General features: G+C 73.8%; 21 protein-coding genes. 12 read left to right on the plus strand and 9 right to left on the minus strand.

Annotation, left to right across the window (positions count from 1 at the left end):
* Positions 1-77: 77 nt before the first annotated feature.
* A complete protein-coding gene (locus tag ACFWJW_RS32420) occupies positions 78-2,516 on the plus strand; it encodes a right-handed parallel beta-helix repeat-containing protein (RefSeq protein WP_387247847.1) in 2,439 nt (812 codons plus the stop codon).
* On the opposite strand, the gene ACFWJW_RS32425 is transcribed toward ACFWJW_RS32420, so the two are convergent.
* Positions 2,486-4,900 carry a hypothetical protein gene (locus ACFWJW_RS32425; protein ID WP_387247849.1) on the minus strand — a complete coding sequence of 805 codons (2,415 nt, stop codon included), beginning with the start codon at positions 4,898-4,900 and terminating at the stop codon, positions 2,486-2,488. The genes ACFWJW_RS32420 and ACFWJW_RS32425 overlap by 31 nt on opposite strands.
* Before the next feature lie 425 nt (positions 4,901-5,325).
* On the opposite strand from ACFWJW_RS32425, the gene ACFWJW_RS32430 reads away from it, so the two are divergent.
* Together ACFWJW_RS32430 and ACFWJW_RS32435 are read left to right on the plus strand one after the other, a co-directional pair.
* Complete coding sequence (locus ACFWJW_RS32430) at positions 5,326-6,171, plus strand: DeoR/GlpR family DNA-binding transcription regulator (protein WP_190142630.1); 846 nt, start codon at positions 5,326-5,328, stop codon at positions 6,169-6,171.
* Between the two features lie 63 nt (positions 6,172-6,234).
* Positions 6,235-6,708 carry an SRPBCC family protein gene (locus tag ACFWJW_RS32435; protein ID WP_387247852.1) on the plus strand — a complete coding sequence of 158 codons (474 nt, stop codon included), beginning with the start codon at positions 6,235-6,237 and terminating at the stop codon, positions 6,706-6,708.
* Between the two features lie 27 nt (positions 6,709-6,735).
* On the opposite strand, the gene ACFWJW_RS32440 is transcribed toward ACFWJW_RS32435, so the two are convergent.
* Positions 6,736-7,833: a PLP-dependent cysteine synthase family protein gene (locus tag ACFWJW_RS32440; protein WP_387247887.1), complete on the minus strand. Its 1,098-nt coding sequence runs from the start codon at positions 7,831-7,833 to the stop codon at positions 6,736-6,738.
* A 300-nt stretch (positions 7,834-8,133) separates the two neighbouring features.
* On the opposite strand from ACFWJW_RS32440, the gene ACFWJW_RS32445 reads away from it, so the two are divergent.
* Both ACFWJW_RS32445 and ACFWJW_RS32450 read left to right on the plus strand, forming a co-directional pair.
* Entirely contained in the window at positions 8,134-8,421 is a 288-nt protein-coding gene (locus ACFWJW_RS32445; RefSeq protein ID WP_387247854.1) for a hypothetical protein, read from the plus strand.
* A 175-nt stretch (positions 8,422-8,596) separates the two neighbouring features.
* Positions 8,597-9,103 (plus strand): ATP-binding protein, encoded by a 507-nt coding sequence (locus tag ACFWJW_RS32450; protein WP_387247856.1) that lies wholly within the window; start codon positions 8,597-8,599, stop codon positions 9,101-9,103.
* A gap of 41 nt (positions 9,104-9,144) precedes the next feature.
* On the opposite strand, the gene ACFWJW_RS32455 is transcribed toward ACFWJW_RS32450, so the two are convergent.
* A complete protein-coding gene (locus ACFWJW_RS32455; RefSeq protein WP_387247857.1) occupies positions 9,145-9,450 on the minus strand; it encodes an SHOCT domain-containing protein in 306 nt (101 codons plus the stop codon).
* Positions 9,451-9,713: 263 nt separating this feature from the next.
* Between ACFWJW_RS32455 and ACFWJW_RS32460 the strand changes: the two genes are divergently transcribed.
* From ACFWJW_RS32460 to ACFWJW_RS32470, 3 genes are read left to right on the plus strand one after another with little or no spacing between them, the layout of a single operon-like run.
* On the plus strand, positions 9,714-10,316 hold the full coding sequence (locus ACFWJW_RS32460; protein WP_387247859.1) for a TetR/AcrR family transcriptional regulator: 603 nt from the start codon (positions 9,714-9,716) through the stop codon (positions 10,314-10,316).
* Positions 10,317-10,348: 32 nt separating this feature from the next.
* Complete coding sequence (locus ACFWJW_RS32465) at positions 10,349-10,933, plus strand: DUF4865 family protein (protein WP_387247861.1); 585 nt, start codon at positions 10,349-10,351, stop codon at positions 10,931-10,933.
* Positions 10,930-11,889 carry a phosphotriesterase gene (locus ACFWJW_RS32470; protein ID WP_387247863.1) on the plus strand — a complete coding sequence of 320 codons (960 nt, stop codon included), beginning with the start codon at positions 10,930-10,932 and terminating at the stop codon, positions 11,887-11,889. Before ACFWJW_RS32465 ends, ACFWJW_RS32470 begins: the two co-directional genes overlap by 4 nt.
* A gap of 34 nt (positions 11,890-11,923) precedes the next feature.
* Here ACFWJW_RS32470 and ACFWJW_RS32475 read toward each other — a convergent pair whose 3' ends face one another.
* Both ACFWJW_RS32475 and ACFWJW_RS32480 read right to left on the minus strand, forming a co-directional pair.
* Positions 11,924-12,307 carry a PPOX class F420-dependent oxidoreductase gene (locus ACFWJW_RS32475; protein ID WP_387247865.1) on the minus strand — a complete coding sequence of 128 codons (384 nt, stop codon included), beginning with the start codon at positions 12,305-12,307 and terminating at the stop codon, positions 11,924-11,926.
* A 9-nt stretch (positions 12,308-12,316) separates the two neighbouring features.
* The gene (locus ACFWJW_RS32480) at positions 12,317-12,658 is read right to left on the minus strand and encodes a helix-turn-helix transcriptional regulator (protein WP_387247867.1); all 342 of its coding nucleotides are present in this window, start codon (positions 12,656-12,658) and stop codon (positions 12,317-12,319) included.
* 35 nt (positions 12,659-12,693) lie between these two features.
* Between ACFWJW_RS32480 and ACFWJW_RS32485 the strand changes: the two genes are divergently transcribed.
* Positions 12,694-12,843, plus strand: a complete 150-nt coding sequence (locus ACFWJW_RS32485) for a hypothetical protein (RefSeq protein ID WP_387247869.1) — start codon at positions 12,694-12,696, stop codon at positions 12,841-12,843.
* Between the two features lie 126 nt (positions 12,844-12,969).
* Here ACFWJW_RS32485 and ACFWJW_RS32490 read toward each other — a convergent pair whose 3' ends face one another.
* Entirely contained in the window at positions 12,970-14,190 is a 1,221-nt protein-coding gene (locus ACFWJW_RS32490) for an ROK family protein (RefSeq protein WP_387247871.1), read from the minus strand.
* A gap of 17 nt (positions 14,191-14,207) precedes the next feature.
* Here ACFWJW_RS32490 and ACFWJW_RS32495 point away from each other — a divergent pair, with 17 nt between their 5' ends.
* Together ACFWJW_RS32495 and ACFWJW_RS32500 are read left to right on the plus strand one after the other, a co-directional pair.
* A complete protein-coding gene (locus ACFWJW_RS32495; protein ID WP_387247873.1) occupies positions 14,208-15,428 on the plus strand; it encodes an MFS transporter in 1,221 nt (406 codons plus the stop codon).
* Between the two features lie 108 nt (positions 15,429-15,536).
* On the plus strand, positions 15,537-16,292 hold the full coding sequence (locus ACFWJW_RS32500; protein WP_387247875.1) for a maleylpyruvate isomerase family mycothiol-dependent enzyme: 756 nt from the start codon (positions 15,537-15,539) through the stop codon (positions 16,290-16,292).
* Between the two features lie 96 nt (positions 16,293-16,388).
* Here the strand turns inward: ACFWJW_RS32500 and ACFWJW_RS32505 are convergent, their stop codons facing one another.
* The 3 genes from ACFWJW_RS32505 to ACFWJW_RS32515 form a co-directional block, all read right to left on the minus strand.
* On the minus strand, positions 16,389-17,054 hold the full coding sequence (locus ACFWJW_RS32505; RefSeq protein WP_387247877.1) for a response regulator: 666 nt from the start codon (positions 17,052-17,054) through the stop codon (positions 16,389-16,391).
* On the minus strand, positions 17,051-18,343 hold the full coding sequence (locus ACFWJW_RS32510) for a sensor histidine kinase (RefSeq protein ID WP_387247879.1): 1,293 nt from the start codon (positions 18,341-18,343) through the stop codon (positions 17,051-17,053). Before ACFWJW_RS32510 ends, ACFWJW_RS32505 begins: the two co-directional genes overlap by 4 nt.
* A 194-nt stretch (positions 18,344-18,537) precedes the next feature.
* Positions 18,538-19,743 (minus strand): geranylgeranyl reductase family protein, encoded by a 1,206-nt coding sequence (locus tag ACFWJW_RS32515; protein ID WP_387247881.1) that lies wholly within the window; start codon positions 19,741-19,743, stop codon positions 18,538-18,540.
* A 164-nt stretch (positions 19,744-19,907) separates the two neighbouring features.
* Between ACFWJW_RS32515 and ACFWJW_RS32520 the strand changes: the two genes are divergently transcribed.
* A complete protein-coding gene (locus ACFWJW_RS32520) occupies positions 19,908-21,260 on the plus strand; it encodes a dipeptidase (RefSeq protein ID WP_387247883.1) in 1,353 nt (450 codons plus the stop codon).
* The last annotated feature ends 284 nt before the right edge of the window (positions 21,261-21,544 follow it).

Here is a 21,544-nt window from a genome sequence, read left to right on the forward strand (position 1 = left end):
AGACCGGAATACGGACATCCGCGGACGGATGGTGCCGGGCCGACAACAGCCGCACGAAGTGGGGGCACGACAGCGCCATGGCACAGGGCTCGGTCCAGGTGACGCACTCCGGAACGTCCCGTTGGCGACGCCGTACAGGGGAGTACAGCTCGCTCGCCGCCGCCCTGGAGGCCGCCGGGGACGGTGATGTGCTGACCGTCCCGGCCGGTACCTACCGCGAGAATCTGGTGCTGGCGCGCGCGGTGACCCTGCGCGGCCCGGACGGCGCGCGCGGTTCGGTGCGGATCGCCCCGTCCGACGGGGTGGCGCTGACCGTACGCGCCTCGGCCACCGTCCACGATCTGCATCTGGAGGCGACGGATTCGGCGGCGCCCGCGCTGCTGGTGGAGGACGGTGCCCCGGAGCTGGCCGGGCTGCGGGTGGTGACCCGGTCCGCGTCCGGCATCGAGGTCCGCGGCGGCGCCCGCCCCACGGTGCGCCGCTGCACGGTCGACAACGCGGGCGGAGTGGGCATCAGCGTCCTGGACGGCGCCGGCGGGGTCTTCGAGGAGTGCGAGGTGATGGCCGCCGGGCAGGCCGGCGTGGCGGTGCGCGGCGGGGCCCACCCCCGGCTGGAGAACTGCCGGATCCACCACGCCTCGGGCGCCGGGCTGTCGCTGCACGGCGAGGGCAGCGCGGTCGAGGCGGTGGGCTGCGAGCTGTACGAGATCAAGGGCGCGGGCATCCAGGTCGCGTCGCGGGCCACCGGGCACTTCACCGACTGCACGGTCCACCGCACCTCCGCCGACGGCGTCACCCTGGACACCGACGCGGTGCTCACCCTCGCCGACTGCGATATCCACGACATCCCGGAGAACGCCGTCGATCTGCGGTCCCGTTCGGTGCTGACGCTGACCCGCAGCACGGTGCGGCACTTCGGACGCAACGGGCTGTCCGTCTGGGACCCGGGGACCCGGGTGGACGCCAACCAGTGCGAGATCCACGACAGTACGGGCGACTACCCGGCGGTGTGGGTGAGCGACGGCGCCACCGCCGTACTGGACTCGACCCGGGTGCACGACGTCCCGGACGCGCTGTTCGTCCTGGACCGGGGCTCCCGTGCCGATGTCGTCGACTGCGATATCGCGCAGGTCCGCAACACCGCGGTGTCGGTGAGCGACGGGGCGACCGTGCAGCTGGACGACTGCCGGATCCGGGAGGCCGCGACGGGTGCCTGGTTCCGTGACCACGGCAGCGGCGGCACGCTCGCCAACTGCACCATCGACGGTGCGCAGACCGGCGTGATCGTCACCAAGGGCGCGGACCCCACCATCGAGGGCTGCACGGTCAGTTCGCCGGCCGAGGCCGGCTTCTATGTCTCCGCGGAGGGCCGCGGCACCTTCCAGGGCTGCCGGGTCACCGGGAGTTCGGGCTTCGGCTTCCATGTGATCGACGGCTGCCGTACGACGCTGACCCGGTGCCGTACGGAGCGGTGCGCCCGCGGCGGCTACGAGTTCGCCGAGGGCGGGGCAGGGCAGGGCGACGGGCCGACGGTCCAGGACTGCACCAGCGACGAGAGCCGTGCCGTACCGGCACCGGCCGCCGGGGCGACGGCACCCGCGGTCCAGCAGATGACGCAGACGGCCGGGCTGCTGGGCAACGTCCCGGCGCAGGGCCCGCCGCCGGCCGCGCCCGCGCCGGTGTCGACGGCACCGGACGTCAGCAGCCGGCCCTCCGACGAGGTGCTGGGCGAGCTGGACACCCTCGTGGGGCTGGAGAGCGTCAAGCGTGAGGTGCGCAGCCTGATCAACATGATCGAGGTGGGGCGCCGGCGGCAGGAGGCGGGGCTGAAGGCTGCGTCGGTGCGCCGCCATCTGGTCTTCACCGGCTCCCCCGGCACCGGCAAGACGACCGTGGCCCGGCTGTACGGCGAAATCCTGGCGTCCCTGGGGGTGTTGGAGCGCGGGCATCTGGTCGAGGTGTCCCGGGTGGACCTGGTGGGCGAGCACATCGGCTCGACGGCGATCCGTACCCAGGAGGCGTTCGACCGGGCGCGTGGCGGTGTGCTGTTCATCGACGAGGCGTACGCCCTCTCCCCCGAGGACTCCGGACGGGACTTCGGCAAGGAGGCCATCGACACCCTCGTGAAGCTGATGGAGGACCACCGGGAGGCGGTGGTGGTGATCGTGGCGGGCTACACCGCCGAGATGGAGCGCTTCCTGGCGGTCAACCCCGGTGTGGCATCCCGTTTCTCACGGACCATCACCTTTGGTGACTACGCACCCGAGGAGCTGCTGCGGATCGTCGAGCAGCAGGGCGAGGAGCATGAGTACCACCTCGCCGAGGGGGCCGGCGAGGCGCTGCTGAAGTACTTCACCGCGCTCCCCAAGGGCCCCTCCTTCGGCAACGGCCGTACCGCACGGCAGACATTCGAGGCGATGGTCGAGCGGCACGCGGGCCGGGTGGCGCAGCTGACCGACCCGAGCACCGACGACCTGACCCTCCTCTACCCGGACGACCTGCCCGAACTCCCCTGAGCCGGACGCCCCTTGGCGCTCTCGTCGGCGGGCCGCTGGCCCGGCACGTCCGGGCCGAGCCGGGCGATGAGTTCGGCGCGGACCTTCTCGAAGACCGGGTCGGCCTGGTAGTCGCCATGGCCGAGGATCTGGGCGGGCAGCGGGTTCTGTAGCGTGCGGCCGAAGGAGAGCGGGTCGCGCAGCGGCCCCTGGTCGATCCGCCGGCCGCCCTCGCAGGTGAGCCGGATCGGGCCGCCGATGGGGTCGGTGAAACGCCACAGATTGCGCCAGTCGTCCATCTCGCGGTGCAGTCCGGTCAGCGCGGGCGGCCCGAAGAAGGCCGGGAACCAGCGCCCGTAGAGACGCTCCAGGGGGCTGCCGTACGTCAGCAGGGCGACGCGGCTGCGGGTGACCAGGTCCAGCTGCCAGACCGCGGCGGCCGCCAGCACACTGCCCTGGGAGTGCCCGGAGAGCACCAGCCGGCCGTCGAACCGCTCGGTCCACGTGGCCATCCGCCAGGTGAGGTCGGGGACGGCGCGCTCGGCGTAGCAGGGCGGGGCGAAGGGGTGGGCGGCGCGCGGCCAGAAGGTGCCGACGTCCCAGAGGATGCCGATGGTGCGGCGGGCGGAGTGGTCGCGGTAGGCGCGCCGGCCCATGGTGATCAGCAGTATGACGCCGGCGCCCATCAGCCAGGACCCCAGGGACTCCGCGGTCTCGGCGGCGGCGTGCACGACGGGCGGCGCGCCTTCGGTGGCGCGGCCGGGCGCCCGGCCGGTGAGCCACGCGCCGATCACCGCGCCCGCCCCGAGGACGAGGGTGACGGCGGAGGTGGCGGCGATCAGGACGGGTGCGGAGTCGGTGAGGCCGGCGCCGGCGATGGTCGCGGCGATGCGTTTGGTGCGGCTCGCGTCGGGCTGCTCGCGCGGGTCGTAGAGCCCGGGGACGTCCTCGGCCACCCGGTTGCGGACGAGCACCACGCGGATGGCGGCGAGCACCGCGACCGCGGCGACGACGACCAGCAGCGCGGGAATGACCGATGCCTGCCAGGACAGCAGGACCGGCGGCCCGGGGATGGGGGCGTGCGCCTGACCGGGGGTCGCGCCGCCGTCCAGCCAGTCCGCGAAGCGCTGGGCGACGCCCCCGGACAGCACCCCGCCGACCGCACACGCCAGCAGCGCGACGGCGGGCCCGCCCATGCCGCGCAGCGCGGTGCGGGCGTCGTCGCGGGCCGCGCGCTGTAGTACCCAGGCGGTCACCGCGAGCGCCAGGACGAGGCCCCCCTGGAAGACGGCGATCCCGCCGAAGGCGTCGGCGCCGGGCAGCGGGCCGTGGCTGCGCGCAGCGGGGCGGGCCCAGCCGGTGTGCACCATGGTCAGCGCCAGCACCGCCAGGGAGGCGAACGGCAGTGCCCGTACGACCAGGTGGTCCGAGGAGACGTCCGGTGCGCCCTCGCTGCGGGCGGTGCGCCAGACCACGATCAGGGTGGCGGCGGCGAGCACGATGACCAGGGCGGTCAGTGCCCGGCCGGTGACCGCGAGGACGGGGTGGCCGCCGTCGCCGTCGGCCTTCGCGGCGGCGGCGAGCAGCACCGCGGCCACGGTCAGCACCCCGGCCGTGGCGTGCGCGGCACGCAGCCTGGCGACCAGCCGGCGGCCGTACCAGAAGCCCTCACGGCTGAGCGCGGTGCGTTCGGCGACCGGGGTGTCGCGGGAGGTGCCGGGCAGCCGCGGCGGCGGTGAGGCGGATTCGTAGGCGCTCCAGGTGCGCCGCGAGAGCCCCCACAGGAAGCCGATGACGAGCAGCGGCACCATGGACGCGAGCGCGAGACGGCGGCCCGGGGCGCTCCACCAGCCGGAGTTGTCGGGGCTGAGGAAGCCCATCCAGGATTTGCCGGCAGCGCAGACGGTGGTGCCGGCGCACTGCCAGGCGGTGAGGTCGAGGGCCACCTCGCAGGCCGCGGCGGCGAGCAGGACCGTGAGGGTGAGGGCGAGGATCCGGACGAGCAGGTCGTAGATCCGCTGGGCCGGGTGCTCGGACGGGGCGGCCGGGCGCATCCAGTGGGCGAGGTTGGCGACCATGAAGGGCACCAGGATCAGCCACAGGGCGCGGGCGCCGTTGCCCGAGGTGAGGTTGGACCAGCAGTACGCCTCGCGGACCGGCTCGCCCCGGTAGTCGTCGGGGCGTTGCTCGGCGTCCGCGTCGTCGGTGCGGCGGTAGCAGGCGGCGGTGTCGTCGCCGGTGATCAGCTGGACGCGTGGGTCACCGAGCATCTCCTGGGCGGTGGTGCCACCGACACCGTGCACCAGCAGCTCCAGGGAGAGCTGTGGTGCGCTGCGCGGTGGTCCATCTGCTGCGGTGTCACGGTCCGTTGAGCGGGCGTGCGGTGTCGGATCCGCGGTCTCCACTGAATTCCCCCGTAGTCGGTGCGGCGCCGTGCGGTGCGACGCCCCCAGGATTGTCTCTTCCCCTCGCGGGGACATCCAGCACCACGGGAGGTGGGGTTGCTTTGCGGCTTCTTTGCGGCTTCGCGCTTCGCGCGTCCCCCACCCCCGAACCCACCCCCCGCCGGGGGAGCACCCGCCGGAGGAGCCCCCGCCGGAGGCAACCAGCGGCAGCCACACCCAGCCCCGAAGCCCCGCCAACCCGCCAACCCACCCCACCCGGCACGCGCCGTCCTGCCGCCCCGGCACCCCACCGACGCCCACCCGTCTCCCCCGACCACCCCGTCACTGTCAGTGCCTCGTGCGAGGATGAGGGCATCAGTGATCGCAGGCGGGAGCCAGCACGTACGACCCGACACAGCGAGCCGGGGCGGAAGGGACGGGCCGGGGTGAGCGACAACCAGAATCTCCTCGCGGAGCAGCGGCGTGCCCTGATTCTCGACGAGGTCAGACGGCGGGGCGGGGTGCGGGTCAATGAGCTGACCCGCAAGCTGAACGTGTCGGACATGACGGTCCGTCGCGATCTGGATGCGCTGGCCCGCCAGGGCCTGGTGGAGAAGGTGCACGGCGGCGCGGTGCCGGTCAGCGAGCCGAGTGCGCACGAGCCCGGTTTCGAGGCGAAGTCGGGGCTGGAGCTGAGCGCCAAGGAGGACATCGCCAAGGCGGCGGCCGAGATGGCGGCGCCGGGCAGCGCGATCGCGCTGGCGGGCGGTACGACCGCGTTCGCGCTGGCCCAGCAGCTGCTGGAGGTGCCGGATCTGACGGTGGTGACGAATTCGGTGCGGGTGGCCGATGTGTTCTACACCGCGCAGCGCGCGGCGGCCAGCGGCGGCACGGGACCGCGCGCGGGTGCCGCGACGGTGGTCCTGACGGGCGGGGTGCGTACGCCGTCGGACACCCTGGTGGGGCCGGTGGCGGACGCCGCGATCCGGTCGCTGCACTTCGATGTGCTCTTCCTCGGGGTGCACGGCATATCGGTCGAGGCGGGTCTGTCGACGCCGAATCTGGCGGAGGCGGAGACCAACCGGCATTTCGTGCGGTCCGCGCGGCGGGTGGTGGTGGTCGCCGACCACACCAAGTGGGGCACGGTCGGCCTGAGTTCGTTCGCGACGCTGGACGAGGTGGATGTGCTGGTGACGGATGCCGGGATTCCCGCGCAGACGCGGGCGGAGTTCGCGGAGCTGCCGCCGGAGCTGGTGGTGGCGGGCGAGCAGCCGGACGACGCAGACATCTGACGGGCCGCCAGCTATGGTGAGCCGCGCAGGATCGCCGACCGTCCCGTAGGGGGTGCTCGTCCCGTGGCACGCCGACTCCGCCCCGTAGAGCTCGACTTCGTCGACTCCGCCCCGCTGCGGCTGGTGTTCGCCGCGGAGGTCGGTGCGCCGCCGAAGGTGGTGTACGCGGCGCTGGCGGACGATGTGGCCGGCTGGTCGTGCTGGTTCACCGGCGTGGCGCGCTCGGCGGCGACGCACGGCGGCGCGGGCCGCGAGGTGCGGCTGACCGGTGGCACCCGCTTCACCGAGACGGTCCTGGCGGCCGAGCCCGATGCGCACTACGCCTACCGTGTCGACACCACCAACGCCCCTGGGCTGCGGGCCCTGTTGGAGGACTGGCGGCTGACGCCGGCGGGTGGCGGCACCCGGCTGCGGTGGACGTTCGCGGCGGACGGTCCGGCGCCGTTCCGCTCGCTGCTGGCGCTGGCCAGGCCCAGTCTGGGCCACGCCTTCCGGCAGTCGGCGCGGGCCCTGGACCGCCGGCTCACCCGGTCCTGAGCCTGCCCCCGCATCCCGCCCGGCGGCTCAGGCGGGCCAGGAGCCGGTGGCCAGGAACTCGTCGATGGTGCGCGCGTAGGGCGTGATGTCCAGGCCCTGGGCGGCCAGCCAGGCGTCGGAGTAGTACTTGTCGAGGTAGCGGTCGCCGGGGTCGCACAGCAGGGTGACGACGGATCCCGTACGGCCCTCGGCGACCATCTCGGCGACGATCTTCAGGGCGCTCCACAGCCCGGTGCCGGTGGAGCCGCCCGCCTTGCGGCCTATCGCGGTCTCCAGGGCGCGTACGGCCGCGACGCTGGCCGCGTCCGGGACCTTCATCATCCGGTCGATGGCGCCGGGCACGAAGCTCGGCTCCATCCGGGGCCGCCCGATGCCCTCGATACGCGAGGCGGTGGCGCAGTCGGTCGTGGCGTCGCCGGTGCGCCAGCCGTCGAAGAAGCAGGAGTTCTCCGGGTCGGGGACGCAGATGCGGGTGTCGTACTGCATGTAGTGGACATAGCGGGCGATGGTCGCGGAGGTGCCGCCGGTACCCGCGGTGGCCACGATCCAGGCGGGCTCGGGGTAGCGCTCCAGCCGCAGCTGCTGGTAGATCGACTCGGCGATGTTGTTGTTGCCGCGCCAGTCGGTGGCCCGTTCCGCGTAGGTGAACTGGTCCATGTAGTGGCCGCCGGATTCGGCGGCGAGCCGGGCGGAGACCTCGTAGACGGTCCGCGGGTCCTGCACCAGATGGCAGGTGCCGCCGTGGAATTCGATCAGCCGGGTCTTCTCACGGCTGGTGGTGGCCGGCATCACCGCGATGAACGGCACCCCGATGAGGGAGGCGAAATACGCCTCGGACACGGCCGTGGAGCCGCTGGAGGACTCGATGACGGGCTTGCCGGGGCGGATCCAGCCGTTGCACAGCCCATAGAGGAACAGCGAGCGGGCCAGCCGGTGCTTGAGGCTGCCGGTGGGGTGCGTCGACTCGTCCTTGAGGTAGAGGTCGATGCCCCACCGCTCGGGCAGCGGGAAGCGCAGCAGGTGGGTGTCGGCGGTGCGGTTGGCGTCCGCCTGGACCTTGCGCACGGCCTCTTTGAGCCAGCTTCGGTAGTCCTGATCCGTGCGGTCGACGTCGACGGTCGGCATCGGGGCTTCGGCCGCGGCCTGGTGGTCAGACCGGCTCTGCGGCTGCTGTGCAGTGCTCACGGCGCGCTCCTCCGAGGGTGTGAAGGCCCGTGGAAAACGGCGGGCCGCTTCCGACTATAACCACCCGCCGCACCCTTCTCACCTGCATAAACATCACTTTGAGATACCCCAAGGAGGCCAGGGGACAGGGGTGTTGTGCGCACCGCGGGCCGGTGCCACTGGTGCGCCGGGCGCGGTACCGGCAAACTTCCCTCAAGGGGCGGTGGAGGGCAGCTGCCCGTCTACCGAGGAGGTGCCGGCATGGCGGAGCCTGAGTTCAACGCGACCGGCGTACGGATCGAGCGATGGCTGCGGTCCCTGACCCGCGCCGGCCAGGTCGTCATCAGCGACGGCAGGCTGGCGCTGCTGACCAGCTACGGCACCGAGATCGACAGCGCCCCGCTCCAGGCCGTACAGGCCCATAAACCGCTGTTCGCGGCGCGGGACCGGGCGCTTGCCACGCTCAACGGGCATCGCTATTCGCTCACGCTCGGCACCCCGGAACTCTTCTTCAAGGCCCTGGAGGCGGCCCGCCCGCCGCGCCGCTGACGGCCTGCTCCGGCCGAGGGGGTGCGGTTGCGGGAGCGCTGCGGCTGACTGACCCTGGACTCGTATCACTGAGGGTTCACCAGCGGTGACGCTGTGGTGCAGTCGGCATCGCTGGATCCGATCTTCGCCCCTGCCCGGCACGAGGGGCGCCCGGCCTCATCAGGGAGTCGCGGTCGTGATCAGGCAGCCCAGCAGGCACTGCACGGTGGAGCTCCAAGCCGTTCCGGCTCGCATCGGACATGTGCGCAGAATCGTCTCCGCCCAGCTGCGGTACTGGCGTCTCGACGCCCTGATAGACCCGGCGGCGCTCGGGGTGACCGAACTCCTCGCCAATGTGCACCGGCACGCCCGTCCCAGCAAGCAATGCACCGTGGAACTGTGCGTTCTTCTTGATCAGTTGACGGTGTCGGTACACGACGAGGACCCCCGGCTGCCCCGCATCCGGGTCGCCGACAGCTGGGAGACCTGCGGCCGCGGCCTGGCGCTGATCGCGGCGCTCAGCGAGAGCTGGGGGGTGCGCCCGGACGGCAGCGGCAAGGTCGTGTGGTTCACCCTTCCGGCCCTGACCACGCCGCCCGAAGAGGCCCGTACGGTCTGCGGATACGGGGAGTCCGTGCCGTTGACGGACGCCCGTACGGTGACCGGCTCGCACGCCCGCATACGGGGCACCAAGGTCGGCTGACGGGCCGGCCCGGACGCCGCGGCGGTCCGGGCCGGCGGCGGTCATGCCGCGCCCCCCTTGGGGCCCGCGGCGAAGTGTTCCTCCAGGACGGAGAGCCGGCGCCAGTACTCCTCCTCGTCGATCTCGCCCGCGGCGAAGCGCCGGCCGAGGACGGCCACGGGCGAGGGGGCATCGGCACGCGCGGAGTGCTGCGGCCCGCGGAACTGCCGTCCGGGCCCGCCATGGCGCCAGACGGTGCGGCGCAGCAGTGTCACCACACCGATGATGACCAGCGCCCACACGAAGGGGACGAACAGGATCCAGGGGCCGGGGCCACCGCCGGACCAGGGGTCGGCGAGTTCGAACATCGCAATCAGCTCCTTGCTGGGGAGGTGTCGGCCGGGGCCTTCGGTCCCGGCCGCCGAACCGGGTACGTCCGGTCTCCTTCGAGACTCGCCCTTCGCGGGCCGCCGGTCGTCGTACGGCCAGCGGCTCCGCCCGTACGACCCGGGAAGTACGCGGGGCGCCGACGGCTGCTCCCCCTCACCCGGAGGCTCCGCGCAAGCCCGTCCGCCCTCGCCCGCCCGCCCCTTCTTGATCACTGTAACTACTAGTATGTACAGTGCGGTGCATGAGCACTCAGGAACCGCTCGGCACACAGGAGCGACTCGTCCGGAGCACCCAGGAGCTGCTGTGGGAGCGGGGCTATGTCGGCACCAGCCCCAAGGCGATCCTGGAGCGCGCGGGCGTCGGCCAGGGCAGCATGTACCACCACTTCACCGGCAAGTCCGAGCTCGCCCTGGCGGCGATCCGGCGCACCGCGGAGGAGCTGAAGCAGGGCGCCGAGTCGTGCCTGGGCGGTCCCGGTACGGCGTACGACCGGGTCGCGGCGTATCTGCTGCGGGAGCGGCGGGTGCTGCGCGGCTGTCCGATCGGCCGGATGACGCAGGACCGCGATGTGGTGCGCAGCCCGGAGCTGCGGCAGCCGCTGGACGAGCTGTTCGGCTGGCTCCAGGGCCGGATCGCCGAGGTGCTCGCCGAAGGGCGGCGCCGTGGGGAGCTGTCCGCCGGGCTGGACCCGGCGGCCGGCGCCGCGGCCGTCGCGGCCGTCGTCCAGGGCGGCTATGTCCTGGCCCGCGCGGCCGATGACCCCGCCCCCTTCGACGCCGCCGTGCAGGGCGTGCTGGCGCTGCTCGCCGCACAGTGCACGCCCGGCACCCGCACCACCGGCTGAGCCCCCTCCCCCGCACCCGTACGGAGCCCGTCATGCACGCCATGCAGTACGCGATCACCCTGCCCGCCGACTACGACATGCGGATCATCCGGGACCGCGTCCGGACCAGGGGCCACCTCCTGGACGACTTTCCCGGGCTCGGCCTGAAGGCGTACGGGATCCGGGAGCGCGGGGTCGACGGCGCACCGGTCAACCAGTACGCGCCGTTCTACCTCTGGGCCGACCCGGAGGCCATGAACCGCTTCCTCCTCGGCGACGGATTCCGCGGTGTGGTCCGCGACTTCGGGCGGCCGGCCGTCCAGCACTGGCAGGGGCTGTTCCACCGCCCCGGCCCGGCCGCCGGTGTACCTCCCCGCGCGTTCACGCGGCGGACCGTGCCGCTCGCCGAGGACGCCGACGCCGCCACCGTCATCGCGCAAGAGATCGCCGGACACGAGGAGTTGGCCACGACGGACGGGGTGCACACCACCGCGCTGGCCCTCGACCCGCGGCGCTGGGAACTGGTCCACTTCACCCTCTGGACGGACGGCGCACCGCGGGCCGCGGGCGACCGCTACCAGGTGCTGCATCTGTCCGCCCCGGGCACCGGCCTGTTGGGCGAGGGGCAGCAGTGGTGAACCGGGCCCCCGCGAAACCCCCCGTCTCCCCCGCCATCCGTACGGTCCTCGGCGATATCGCGCCCGCCGGCCTCGGCGTCTGCGACGCCCACGACCATCTCTTCCTTCGCAGCCCCCAACTCCCGGGCCAGGAGCTGGACGACGCCGAGGCGGCGGCCGCCGAGCTGAGCGCCTTCCGCGCGGCCGGCGGCGCGGCGGTGATTCAGTGGACGCCGTACGGCATGGGCCGCCGCGCCGCCGAACTGCCGCGGCTGGCACGGGAGTCGGGCGTACGGATCGTCGCCGCCACCGGGCTGCACCAGGCGGCGCACTACTCTCCCGAGCTGCTGGCGCGGGCCGGCGCGGATCTGGCCGGGCTGTTCGTCGGCGAGCTGACCGAAGGGATCGGCGGCACCGGCCCCCGGGCCGGGATGATCAAGGTCGCCGGTGGCTTCCACGGGCTGGACCGGCACGCCCGGCACACCATGACGGCCGCCGCGGAGGCCCAGCGGGCGACCGGCGCCGCCATCGGCGTCCACCTGGAGCTGGGCACCGGGGCGCTGGACGTACTCGACCTGCTCTGCGGCACGTTGGCGGTCCCGCCGGACCGGGTGATCCTCGGTCATCTCAACCGTTCGCCGGACCTCGTCGTGCACCGGGCGGCCGCCGAGGCCGGGGCGTATCTGGCCTTCGACGGCCCCTCACGGGCCCATCACGCGACCGACTGGCGGCTCCCCGAGGCGTTGGGCGCGCTCGCCGACGCGGGCTTCGCCGACCGGATCCTGCTGGGCGGCGACACCACCACGGCCGGCGCCAGATCGGTCAACGGCGGCCCCGGCATGCCGTATCTGCTGCGCCGCCACCGGGAGCGGCTGGCCCGCGCCCTGGGCACGGACCTGGTGACCCGGTTCCTGACGGCCAACCCGGCACGCGCCTTCGCCGCCGACTGGGCACGGGCACCGCACGGGAGCGTGTGAACGGAGCCGGGTGTGCGGGCTGCCCGCCCGTCCACTACAGGGTGACCGAGATCCCCACATGCGGCCGCTTGCCGCCGCGCACCAGCGCGCCGACGACGTCCATCAGACGGAACCGCAGCCCGTATTTGCGCGCCATCGCCTTGCGCACCCGGCCCAGCCCGGCCGCCCCCTCCAGGAGCCGGCCGGTGCCCTCGACGGTCCGGGCGCCCTCGACGATCCGGCCGCGCACATCGCACGGGGTGACGGTCACCCGCGGGTCGTGCCGCAGCCGCTTCACCTTCCAGCTGTCGTCCCGCGTCCACACCAGGAGTTCCGCCCCCTCGGCCACCGCCCATACGGGGGTGGCCACCGGGGTCCCGCTCCGGCGGAAGGTGACCAGGCTGACGTACGGACTGCGCGCGACCGCTTCGGGAATCATGACCGCAGCCTACGGACCGCGCCGGGTTCCGCTGCGCCCCGGTGTCTGGCCCTGCCGCCGGGCGTGGGCGGCGGCGAGCTCGACGCGGGAGGAGAGTCCCAGCCGGGCGAGGATGTGGGAGACATGGGTCTGTGTGGTGCGGCGGGAGACGAACATCCGCGCCGCGATCTCCGGGTTCGACAGGCCCTGGGCGACGTACGAGGCCACCGTGAGCTGGGTCGGCGTCAGGGAGTCCCAGCCGGCGCCGGCCTGCGGCTCGCCGTGGTGGCCGCGGCGGATGCCGACGGCCCGCAGCCGGGCCTCGTCGCGCCGGATGTCCCAGGCCGCGCCGAGCTGCCGGTAGCGGCCCACGGCCTGGCGGAGGAGGTCACGGGCGTGGTCGGGGCGTGACCGACCGTGACACCGAGTGGTGGGGCGACGGAACGGCGACCCTCCCCGCCGCCGAGAACACCGACGGTCAGAACAGCCTGCTGATCGCTTGCGGGACCGACAGCAAGCACGCGGCCTGCCTGGCGACGAAGCCCGGCAACGTCTGAGCGTCCGGCCGCTCCGGCACCGGCAGCAGCCGTGTTTCCCGACGGCGAAGAGCCCCGGGAAATACGGCTCCCACCCGTACACCGCCGCTCCGCCCCACCAGCCGGCGCCGGACTGCGCCCCGCCGCCTACCGGTCGACGACGACCAGCGGATCGTCCAGCACCGGCTGCCAGGCCAGTTCGGCCGCGCCGACCAGGCTGTTGTGGTCGAGGCCGCACGGCAGGATCGGCACCCCGCCGCTGCGGCCCCACAGGCTGCGGTCGGCGACCACCGCGCGCAGCCGTTCCGGGTCGGCCTCCAGCAGGGCGCGATGCAGTCCGCCGAGGACGATGCGGTCGGGGTTGAGGATGTTGACGAGGCCGGCGAGGCCCAGGCCGAGGCGGTCGATGAGGAGGTCGGCCGCGGCGCGGACGCCCGGATCGGCGTACTCGTTCCGCAGCAGATCGGCGGACTGCTGGAGCAGGGAGCCCTCGGGGCCCGGTTCGCGGCCCGCGGCGCCGAGGAAGGCGAGCGGGTCCGCCTCGACGTCCAGGCAGCCGCGGCTGCCGCAGTGGCAGGGCGCCCCTTCGGGGTGGACGGTCAGATGGCCGACTTCCAGCGCCAGGCCCGAACTGCCGCTGTGCAGACGGCCGTCGAGCACCAGCGCCCCGCCGACGCCCCGGTGCCCGGAGGCCACACAGAGCAGGTCACGGGCGCCCCGGCCGGCCCCGTGCCGGTGTTCGGCGAGCGCCATGAGATTGACATCGTTGCCGCTGAAGCCGATCTGCTCGGTGACTCCCGGGATGCCGGCGTCGGCGAGCGAGCGCAGGAAGAGGGCGCGTACGGGGGCGCCCCGAGGCCAGGCGAGATGCAGCGGGTTGAGGGCCTCGCCGTCGGGTTCGGCGACCGCGGAGGGCACCGCGAGGCCGGCGCCGAGGCAGCGTCGTCCGGTCTCGCGCAGCAGGTCGGCGCCGGCCGCGACGACGTCGGCGAGCACATGCGCCGGGTCGGCGGGGATGGCGCCGCAGCCGGTCGAGGTCGCCACGATGCGGCCCCCGAGGCCGACCAGCGCGACCCGGAACCCGTCCGCGTGGATCTGCGCGGCGAGCACGACCGGTCCGCGCTCGGCGACGAACAGCCGGTGGGAGGGCCGCCCTTGGGAGCCGGCCGAGGCGGTCGGCCGGGAGTCGACGGTGATCAGTCCGAGCGCTTCGAGCTCGGCGGCCACCGCTCCCGCGGTCGCGCGGGTCACGCCGAGTTCGGAGGTCAGGACGGCGCGGGTGGGCGCGCGGCCGGTGTGTACGAGCTCCAGTGCGGGTCCGAGGGCGCCGCGGCCCCGCTCCAGCCTGGTTGTCCGAGTCTGGGTCACACCCCTATTCTGACTTTGTGCCGACGCTAAACAAAATGCGGAGGGCCCTCGCGCAGGACCGGGGCTCCGTCCCCGCCGGGCCGCGCCTGACCCGCACCCGTATCGCGCTCACCGCATTCTTCGCCATGGACGGCTTCCTCTTCGCCGGATGGGTCGTCCGGATCCCCGCGATCAAGGCGCAGACCGGCGCCGGACCGGGCGCCCTCGGGCTCGCCCTGCTCGGCGTGTCGGCCGGCGCGGTCGCCTTCATGATGATCGCCGGACGGCTGTGCCGGCGGTTCGGCAGCCCCCTCGTGACGGTCGCCGCCGCGGCCGCCCTCTCGCTCAGCATCGTGCTGCCGCCGCTCACCCGCTCCGCGACCGCTCTGGGACTCGTCCTGCTGCTCTTCGGCGCCGCCTACGGCGCGCTCAACGTCGCGATGAACAGCGCCGCGGTCGCGCTCATCGGCGCCCTGCGGCGCCCCGTGATGCCGGGCTTCCACGCCGCCTTCAGCCTGGGCGGCATGCTCGGCGCGGGCCTGGGCGGACTGCTCGCGGGCGGGCTGTCCGCCACCGTCCATCTGCTGGTGCTCGCGGTGATCGGGCTGCTGGTGACGGCCGTCGCGGGGCGCGCGCTGGGCCGGCACCCGGTGCCGGAGGTCCCCGAGCGGCTGCCCGCGCCGGCGGACCCCCGTCCGGGGAACGGCCGGGCGCGCCGTCTGGTGCTCGTGTTCGGGCTGATCGCCCTGTGCACCGCGTACGGCGAGGGGGCGATGGCCGACTGGGGCGCGCTGCACCTCTCCCAGGACCTGGGCGCCGGGCCCGGTACGGCCGCCGCCGGATACGCGGTGTTCGCGCTGGCGATGGCCGTGGGGCGGCTGTCCGGCACCGCGGTCGTGCAGCGCTTCGGAGCGGCCCGGACGCTGATCGCGGGCGGCACGACGGCGACCGCGGGGATGCTGCTCGGCGCACTCGCGCCCACGGCCTGGTGGGCCGGTGCCGGCTTCGCCGTGGCCGGCCTGGGCCTCGCCAACATCTTCCCCATCGCCCTGGCACGGGCCGGCGAGACCGGCGGCCCGGACGGTGTCGCGGTGGCCTCCACGGTCGGCTACGGCGGCATGCTGCTCGGCCCGCCCGCCATCGGCTTCCTCGCCGAGGCGGTCGGGCTGCCCGCCGCGCTGACCACGGTCGCCCTGCTCGCCGCGTTCGCGGCGGGCATCGCCTGCGCCACCCGCGGGGCACACACCGGGCGAACGTGACGCACCGGGGCGACCTCGGGCGCCGTCGCCCGGCCCACCGCCCCCCGCGCCGTCGGCGGCCGGACCCGCGAGGGTTCGCTGTCGGTGCCTGCTGGCAGACTCGTGGGTATGGAGATCACTGAGTTCGTCGAAACGCTGCGACTGGACGGCGGCCTGCTCGCCGATGCCGCGCAGGAGGCGGGGCCGGATGCCCGGATTCCGGCCTGTCCCGACTGGCAGATGCGGGATCTGGTCACCCATGTCGGACGGGTGCACCGCTGGGCGACGGAGTTCGTGGCACAGGGCGTGCAGCAGCCCAGCCGTCCCCCCGAGGCCCCGGAACTGGCCGACGACGAACTCGTTCCCTGGCTGCGCGAGGGCCACCACCAGCTCGTCCTGGCGCTGCACTCCGCGCCGCAGGACCTGTCCGCCTGGACGTTCCTGCCCGCCCCGTCCCCCCTGGCGTTCTGGGCCCGCCGGCAGGCGCACGAGACCTCGGTGCACCGCGCGGACGCCCAGCAAGCGCTCGGTGCCTCCCTCACGCCGCTCCCGTCCGCCTTCGCCGCCGACGGCATCGACGAACTCCTGACGGGCTTTCACGCCCGCGACCGCAGCCGGCTCCGCACGGACACCCCCCGTACGCTGCGGCTGCGGGCCGTGAACGCCCCCGGCGCCGACTGGACCGTACATCTCTCCGACGCCCCGCCGCACACGGTGCGCACCGACGCCGACGGTCCGGACGCCGGAAAGCCGGCCGACTGCACGGTCGAGGGCCCGGCCGAGGAGCTGTATCTCGCGCTGTGGAACCGTCTGCCGTGGGACGCGCTGACCTTCACCGGCGATGAGACCCTGCCCCGGCTGTGGCAGGAGCGGGGCGGCGTCTGAGCCTCCCGGGCGGCGCGGCGGGCCGGCTGCTCGTCCGGCCCACGGCCATCGCTCCGGCCCGCCTCGGCCCGCACGTCCGCCCGGCCCGCGCCGGCCTCACCCCAGCCAGCCGGGCCGCACCAGCCCCGACTCATAGGCCAGCACGACCAGTTGGGCACGATCCCGGGCACCCAGTTTGACCATCGTGCGGCTGACATGCGTCTTGGCGGTGAGCGGGCTGACGACCAGCCGGCGGGCGATCTCCTCGTTGGACAGACCGATGCCGACCAGCGCCATCACCTCACGCTCCCGCTCGGTCAGCGCGGACAGCGCATCGGCCGCGGCCGGTTCCTTGGAGCGGGCCGCGAACTCGGCGATGAGGCGGCGGGTGACACCGGGCGAGAGCAGGGCGTCACCGGCGACGACCGCGCGCACGGCCCGTAGCAGCTCCTCCGGTTCGGTGTCCTTGACCAGAAAGCCGGAGGCTCCCGAGCGGATCGCCTCGAAGACGTACTCGTCCAGCTCGAAGGTGGTCAGCATGACGACCTTCACCTCGCGCAGCCGCGGGTCCTCGGTGATCCGGCGGGTGGCGACCAGGCCGTCCGCCACCGGCATCCGGATGTCCATCAGGACGATGTCCGGGCGGTGTTCGCGGACCGCGGCCACCGCCTGCTGCCCGTCCGCGGCCTCGGCGACCACCTCGATATCGGGCTGGGCGTCCAGCAGCACCTTGAAGCCGGCCCGCACCAGCAGCTGATCGTCGGCGAGCAGTACCCGGATCACGACTCCTCCTCGGGGGCGGTGGGGGTCACCGTATCCGCCCCCTGGCCCGGGTCCGGTGTCCCCGTACCGGACAGCGGGATACGGGCCCGGACCCGGAAGCCGCCGTCGGGGCGCGGCCCCGCCTCGACGGTGCCACCCAGCGCGGCGGCCCGCTCCCGCATCCCGATCAGTCCGTTGCCGCCGCCCGGCCCGCCCCCGCCGGCGGTCGCCGGGCCGTCGTCGTCGACCCGGATCTCCAGCGCTCCGGGAGTGTGGCGGAGCAGCACCCGGGCCGTACGGGAGCCGGAGTGGCGGACGATGTTGGTGAGCGCCTCCTGGACGATGCGGAACGCGGCGAGGTCGGTGCCGGGCGGCAGCGTGGCCGGGGTGCCCTCGGTGGTGATGTCCACGGTGAGCCCGGCGCTGCGGGCCTGCTCGGTGAGTTCGGGGAGCCGGTCCAGCCCGGGGGCCGGGGAGCGCGGCGCGTCGCCCGGCGTGCGCAGGGTGCCGAGGACCTGCCGGACCTCGCCGAGCGCTTCCTTGCTCGCGTCCTTGATGGTGGTCAGCGCGCTCCGCGCCTGCTCCGGGTCGCTGTCGAGCAGCGCCAGCCCCACGCCCGCCTGGACGTTGATGACGGAGATGCTGTGGGCCAGGACGTCATGCAGCTCACGGGCGATCCGCAGCCGCTCCTCGTCCGCCCTGCGGCGTTCCGCGGCGGCCCGCTCGGCGTGGGCCTTCGCCAGCTGCTCCCGGCGCACCCGCACCAGCTCGGAGAGCGCCACCACGGCCACCACCCAGGCCGTGACCAGCAGTTCCTCGCCCCAGGGCGCGGGCCCGTCGTGCGGGGGCGGCAGCCACCGGTAGAGCCAGTGGGCGACCAGGACATGGGAGGCCCACACCCCGCCCAGCGCCCACCAGGCGACCTTGCGGTGTCCCGCGACGACCGCCGCGAAGGCGCCGAGGGCGAGGAGGAGGAAGACCGGGCCGTACGGATAGCCGGCCGCGAGGTAGGCGGCGGTGGCGGTGGCGGTGCCGATGGCGACGGTGCGCGGGAAGCGGTGCCGGAACAGCAGCAGGGCACCGCCGAGGACCAGCAGCGCGCGCCCGAGGGAGTCCAGCGGGACGCGGTCCGGCTGACCGTGGCCGGCGAAGCCGGAGCCGACCGTCACCACCAGCGTCACGACGAGGGTCGACAGCCAGGGCAGCCGGCTGCCGGACCGCCCGCGCGGTTCCCCGGGCGGGGTCGCCAGCCACCGCTCCCACGCCGGGCCGACGGAGCGCCGCGCCCACGGCGGCCGTGCGTTGTCCATGCCGTCACGCTAGTCCGCGACGGGGCCCGGCGGCGTCAGCCCGGCGCGGTGACCGGACGTACTCCCCCGGGAGTACGGCACGGCCCACATCAACACCCTGGGCCGGGCGACCCGCCGCCCCACGGACGCACGGCCGGGCGCCAGGCGCCGGGCGCGCCCGCTCACCAGGCAACCGGCCGGCCCCGCGCCCCGCCTCAGCCGCGGTCCATCGCCTCCAGCGCCCGACGCGCCACCGCATGCGTGCGCACGATCTCGGCCAGCGTCGTCGTCCCGCGGGTGATCTTCGCGAAGGCGTGCCAGGCCGGGCGGAAGCCCGTGACCGCGGCATGCAGCAGACCGGGGCGGCGCGAGAAGACCTTGAGCATCTGGCGGCCCACGCCCATCTCCACCCCGAGGCCCGCCTTGATGGCGAAGGCGTAATTGAGGGCCTGGCGACGGGCGTCCACCGCGTCATGCGCCTCCGAGACGCGCACCGCCCACTCCCCCGCGAGCCGCCCGGACCGCAGCGCGAACGAGATGCCCTCCCGCGTCCACGGCTCCAGCAGCCCGGCCGCGTCACCGCACACCAGCACCCGGCCCCGGGACAGCGGGGAGTCATCGGCGCGGCAGCGCGTCAGATGCCCGGACGAGATGCTCGGCTCGAAACCGGCCAGGCCCAGCCGCCCGATGAAGTCCTCCAGATAGCGCTTGGTCGCCGCGCCCTCGCCGCGCGCGGAGATGACACCGACGGTGAGGGTGTCCCCCTTGGGGAAGACCCAGCCGTAGCTGCCGGGGATCGGCCCCCAGTCGATGAGCACCCGCCCCGCCCAGTCCTCGGCGACCGGCGGCGGCACCGGAATCTCCGCCTCCAGACCCAGATCGACCTGGTCGAGCTTGACCCCGACATGCGCTCCTATACGGCCCGCGCTGCCGTCCGCGCCGATCACCGAACGGGCCAGCACCACCTCACCGCCACCGAGCACCACCGCGACGGTCCGCCGGTCGGGCACCTCGGCACCGTGCTGCTCCACCCGGGAGACCGTGACGCCCGTACGGACCGTCGCACCCGCGTCCTTGGCCGACTCGACCAGCCGGGCGTCGAACTCGGGGCGGTTGATCAGCCCGAACAGCATGTTCTTGGAACGGCGGGTGCGGGCCAGCCGGCCGTTCAGCGAGAACGTCACCGCATGCACCCGGTCGCGCAGCGGCAGATCGAAGCCCGGCGGGAGGGAGTCCCGGGAGGGTCCGATGATGCCGCCGCCGCAGGTCTTGTAGCGCGGGAGTTCCGCCTTCTCCAGGAGCAGCACGCGGCGTCCCGTACAGGCCGCGGCATGCGCGGCCGAGGCACCCGCGGGCCCCGCGCCCACCACCACGACGTCCCACACCTGCTGGTTGTCCTCCGCTGCCCGCTCGCTGCTCACCTGTACTTCTGCTCCCGTTCGATGCCTGGCTGCGTGTACCCGCATCCTACGGGCCGCTGTTGCGCAAGGGGCCTGTGGGAAGATCGGGTGACTGATGCCCGTACGTCCGGCTCACGAGGCCGGACGGCCCGTACGCACAACGTCGTGCCCACAAGGAGCGTTCCATGCCTGACAGCCCGCTCGCACGTACCGTCGCCGCACTCCAGCCCCGCGCCAGGACCGAGCTGGCCGAGCTGGTGGCCTTCAAGTCGGTCGCGGATCCGGCTCAGTTCCCCAAGAGCGAGTGCGAGGCGGCCGCCAACTGGATCGTCGACACACTGCGGGCGGACGGCTTCCAGGACGTGGCACTGCTGGACACCCCCGACGGCACCCAGTCCGTGTACGGCTTCCTCCCCGGCCCGGCCGGCGCTCCCACGGTCCTGCTGTACGCCCACTACGACGTGCAGCCGCCGCTGGACGAGGCCGCCTGGGTCTCCCCGCCTTTCGAGCTGACCGAGCGCGACGGCCGCTGGTACGGCCGCGGTGCCGCGGACTGCAAGGGCGGCCTGATCATGCATCTGACGGCGCTGCGCGCGCTCAAGGAACACGGCGGCGTCCCGGTCAACGTCAAGGTGATCGTGGAGGGTTCGGAGGAACAGGGCACCGGCGGCCTGGAGCGCTACGCCGAGGCACACCCGGAACTGCTCGCCGCCGACGCCATCGTCATCGGCGACACCGGCAACTTCCGGGTCGGGCTGCCGACGGTGACCGCGACCCTGCGCGGCATGACCCTGCTCCGCGTCCGGGTCGACACCCTGGAGGGCAATCTGCACTCCGGCCAGTTCGGCGGCGCGGCCCCGGACGCGCTGGCGGCCCTCATCCGCATCCTGGACTCGCTGCGCGCCGAGGACGGTTCGACGACGGTGACCGGCCTGGCCGCGGACGCCACCTGGGACGGCCTCCAGTACCCCGAGGAGGACTTCCGCAAGGACGCCAAGATCCTGGACGGTGTCGGCCTGCTCGGCAACGGCACGATCGCGGACCGCATCTGGGCCCGCCCCGCCGTCACCGTACTCGGCATCGACTGCCCCCCGGTGGTCGGCGCCACCCCGTCCATACAGGCCGGCGCCCGCGCCCTGGTCAGCCTGCGGGTACCGCCGGGCACGGACGCGGCCGAGGCGACCAAGCTCCTCGCCGCCCACCTGGAGACCGCCGCCCCCTGGGGAGCCCGGGTCGCGGTCGAACAGGTCGGCCAGGGCCAGCCGTTCCGCGCCGACACCACCAGCCCCGCGTACACCTCCATGGCCGAGGCCCTCCAAGAGGCATACGACGGCGCCGAGATGCAGACCTCCGGCATGGGCGGCTCCATCCCCCTGTGCAACACGTTGGCTGCGCTCTACCCCGACGCGGAAATCCTCCTCATCGGCCTCAGCGAGCCGGAGGCCCAGATCCACGCGGTCAACGAGAGCGTTTCTCCGCAGGAGCTGGAGCGACTTTCGTTGGCGGAGGCGATCTTCCTCCGGCGCGTTGCGGGTTAGCTTCCCACGTTTTCGGCTTTCCCGCCGTGGTTGTTGCTCGCCGTTTGATGCCCGCTTGCGCGGTGCCCCCGCCGTGGCGCCTGCGGCGGGCGGGTCCGCTGCGCGGGGCTGTGGGTGCGGTGACGGTGAGTGGGGGCGGGCGCCCGTAGGCAGTTTCACTGCGACCAGTGCGGCGCACTCGACCACCAACATGCACCCCCACCAACCGTCTTTCCCACCCACCCAACGGGAGGGGACGGGCCGGAGGGGCAGGGGTGTGGGACGTAAAGCGAAGCAGTCCCACA

The organism is Streptomyces sp. NPDC127097, assembly GCF_042724075.1.
Lineage (GTDB): Bacteria > Actinomycetota > Actinomycetes > Streptomycetales > Streptomycetaceae > Streptomyces.